The 2,821-nt window shown below is 65.6% G+C and carries 5 protein-coding genes; 4 read left to right on the top strand and 1 reads right to left on the bottom strand.

What is annotated here, in order from left to right; translation table 11 throughout:
- The first annotated feature begins 267 nt into the window (after window positions 1-267).
- The 4 genes from ON45_RS18970 (at window position 268) to ON45_RS18960 (ending at window position 1,690) form a co-directional block, all read left to right on the top strand.
- A complete protein-coding gene (locus ON45_RS18970) occupies window positions 268-843 on the top strand; it encodes a peptidoglycan-binding domain-containing protein (RefSeq protein WP_148288780.1) in 576 nt (191 codons plus the stop codon).
- Between the two features lie 135 nt (window positions 844-978).
- The gene (locus ON45_RS23475) at window positions 979-1,131 is read left to right on the top strand and encodes a GPGG-motif small membrane protein (protein WP_162833691.1); all 153 of its coding nucleotides are present in this window, start codon (window positions 979-981) and stop codon (window positions 1,129-1,131) included.
- A 181-nt stretch (window positions 1,132-1,312) separates the two neighbouring features.
- On the top strand, window positions 1,313-1,459 hold the full coding sequence (locus ON45_RS18965) for a hypothetical protein (RefSeq protein ID WP_206537738.1): 147 nt from the start codon (window positions 1,313-1,315) through the stop codon (window positions 1,457-1,459).
- A 6-nt stretch (window positions 1,460-1,465) separates the two neighbouring features.
- On the top strand, window positions 1,466-1,690 hold the full coding sequence (locus ON45_RS18960; RefSeq protein WP_040496068.1) for a hypothetical protein: 225 nt from the start codon (window positions 1,466-1,468) through the stop codon (window positions 1,688-1,690).
- Between the two features lie 97 nt (window positions 1,691-1,787).
- Here ON45_RS18960 and ON45_RS18955 read toward each other — a convergent pair.
- Window positions 1,788-2,821, bottom strand: a 1,034-nt coding sequence (locus tag ON45_RS18955) for a glycosyltransferase (protein WP_051063378.1), incomplete at its 5' end; no start/stop codon positions are given.

Genomic DNA, 2,821 nt, shown 5'->3' with positions numbered 1-2,821 from the left:
CTCGTCGCCGGTGTCCTTCGAGTGCTCGCCGGGAGCGTCGAGGTTCTCGTCGTCCTCGGTCGGTCCGCTGGAGATGTCGTCGTTGGAGATGGATGCGTTGTCGTTGCTCATGGAGCTGGGGTACCCGTTCCGCTCGCGGTCATTCATGACCGCGTGATCTCTTGTCCAGATGCGCTCGCGCATTGCGCGCCAGGCGTCGCTAGCGTGCACTCGAGCAGCCGATGCAATGACCACCGCGGCTGTGGCTGTGTGACGGAGCCCAGGACCGTGAGTGACGACGACATCAACCTCGATCCCGCAACGAGTTCGGACGACCCGGAAGGTGGCGACACCGAGCCGTCAGCGACGCTCCCCGACTGGTCGGCGGCCGTGCTTCGTGGCGGTGCCACGATCGTGGCAGCTGGGATCGTGCTCGCGCTCGCGCTCGCCCTCACTGCTCCCGATGAGTCCAGCTCCACCGATTCGCCGTCGACGTCCGCCACGGCCGCGCTCGAGACGGTGACCACCATCGCCAGTCCGCCGGTGTCGAGCCTCGTCGGTCCCACGACCGCTGCCCCGACCAGCTCGGCGCCGACGACCGAACCTCCTCCGCCGACCGCGCCGACCGACCCTCGCTGCCCCTCGTACGACGTCACCGATGCGCTCCCGGTGCAGCTCTGCGACGAAGGTGACCTCGTCATCGAGGTTCAGACCGCATTGACCGAGACGGGTTTCCCGATCGGGGTCGACGGATTCTTCACGTCGACGACGGAGGACGCGGTGATCGAGTTCCAAGCTCGTGAGGGCCTCGAGCAGGACGGTGTCGTCGGCCCCCAGACGGCGAGCGCCCTGGGCATCGGGTAGCTCCGACCCGGCTCCCGAGACGGGAGGACGAACGTCGGTGCGAATACTTTCCTCCGTCGGTGGGTACCCACGTCCTCGGCTGTGACCGAACGAACGAGGTCGATCAGTCGTCAAACGAATCAGAGGGGTTCTTCTGTGGCTTTCATCCTGTGGCTCATCGCCGTCATTCTCGTCATCGCGGGAATCATCCAACTCTTCCAGGGCCAGATCATCCTCGGCATCGTGTTGATCGTGCTCGGCTTCCTGATCGGTCCGGGCGGCTACAGCATCTTCTCGCGCCGAAACTGAATTCTCCGCGCCCACGTTCTCGGCCCCTCCACGTCTTCATCCCGCGTGGAGGGGCCGAACAATCGGCCAGGGGCGATCGGTGGCCGTGAGCCGTGAATGAACGCGTGCCGACCCGGGTAGTCCCATCGGTATGGAAACCAAGCAGGTCGGATTGGCAGGATTGCGAGGATGGAGAGGTTCGGTGGCGAATGCCGTCGCATCCCCCGTCGCCAAGCGCTCGTCGCTGGGCGAGGATCAGGTGCGCGCCGTCGTGGGCGCACTCTTTCTGCTGCTCTCGGTGATGTACGTCGTCGGTGCCCTCAAGGACGTCGTGACGAGAGGGGACTGATTCTCGATGAACGAGACGGATTCTTCGGTCGGCGAGCCCGGTGACGAGCCGAACCTTCCGGACCCGGTTGCCGAACACGAGTTGCTGTTCGGGCGAGAATGCACCTCGGGCTACCTGATGGAGCATGGCGAGCGAGACGATGCACTGGCAGAGGCGACTGCCGAGCGAGTGTCGAGCACACCACCAGGCCATCATGAGCAGGACAAACCGGGCGATTCGCTCCGCGTGTGAGTTCTCGGCCGTTCCGGGTGATCATCGCGGATCGGGGGCTGCCTGATCGAGCCCCCGACCGTCGGGTTGATCAGATGATCGGATCACGAGTCAGTGCTCAGCACGGGAAGGCGGAGCTGATGATCCGGGCCGCCTCGGCCGCACCATCTCGATCGGCAAGAGACGAGAGGACATCGCGTCGGCTCCGAGCGGTTGCGAGCGCATGGTTCCACGTCGCCGTGCTCGACCCGGAGAACACGATCGAGGCGGCACCTACTGCCTCCAGACACTGCGCGTGGCGCAGTTGTTCATCGAAGGGACGCTGCTGCGGAACGACCACGAGCGGTGAGCCGGCTCCGGCGACGTCTGCAACGGCGTTGTTGCCTGCGCTGGCGACCACCACGGGACGGTTGATCAGCAGGGGACCGACATCGGACACCCAACCGCAGGTGACCACCGACGCGTCGTCCTCGGAGTTCGCGATCCCGTCGAATCGTCCGGCGCACCAGACACGGTGGGGTGCCACCGCCGCCCGCAGGGAGGCGAGATCATCGGCTGCGAATTGACCACCGCCGGTGCCCCAGAGGACCACCACATCGCGAAGGTCAGGAACTGGTCGTTGGACGGCCACCTTCCGGTGAGGGCGATCGGACATCACGAAACCGCTGTACTCGGTCTTCGTGACGATCCAAGGCGGGGTGGAGTGATGCTCGAGCGCGGCAGGGAACGGAGCGAGTAGGCGTCGAGCGCTGCGATACGCCAACTCGTGGCCCGCGTCGGTCCGATCACCGTGTTGGCGCACGACCACCGTGGGCACGCCGAACAGGCGACAGAGGATGGCGATCTCGACCGACACGTCGATCACGAACCCACGCGGTTGATGCGCAACGATCCATTCTGCAATGACCTGGCTGCGGCGCGACATACGCGCCACATCGATCGGCGCCCAGTGCAACGAGCCGCCAGCCGTCGGATCGATCGGGTGTGGAGGAACATCGCTCGGGAGCCGAAGTCCGCCCCACATCGGTTTCTCCGAGATCGGGACCAACTCGGCCTCGCAATGGGAGCGGATCTTCCCGAATCGATGAGCGTGGCCGGCCCCGTGGTGGTGGACGTAGTAGCCGATGGGCGGCATCGGATGCCGGTTCCGGC

Source organism: Ilumatobacter nonamiensis YM16-303, from assembly GCF_000350145.1.
GTDB lineage: Bacteria > Actinomycetota > Acidimicrobiia > Acidimicrobiales > Ilumatobacteraceae > Ilumatobacter_A > Ilumatobacter_A nonamiensis.
This window is presented reverse-complemented; position numbering and strand designations above follow the sequence as displayed.

Excerpts from the sequence above, each read along its gene's own strand:
- ON45_RS18960 (WP_040496068.1), top strand. The coding sequence starts at position 1,466 with ATGAACGAGACGGATTCTTCGGTCGGCGAGCCCGGTGACGAGCCGAAC.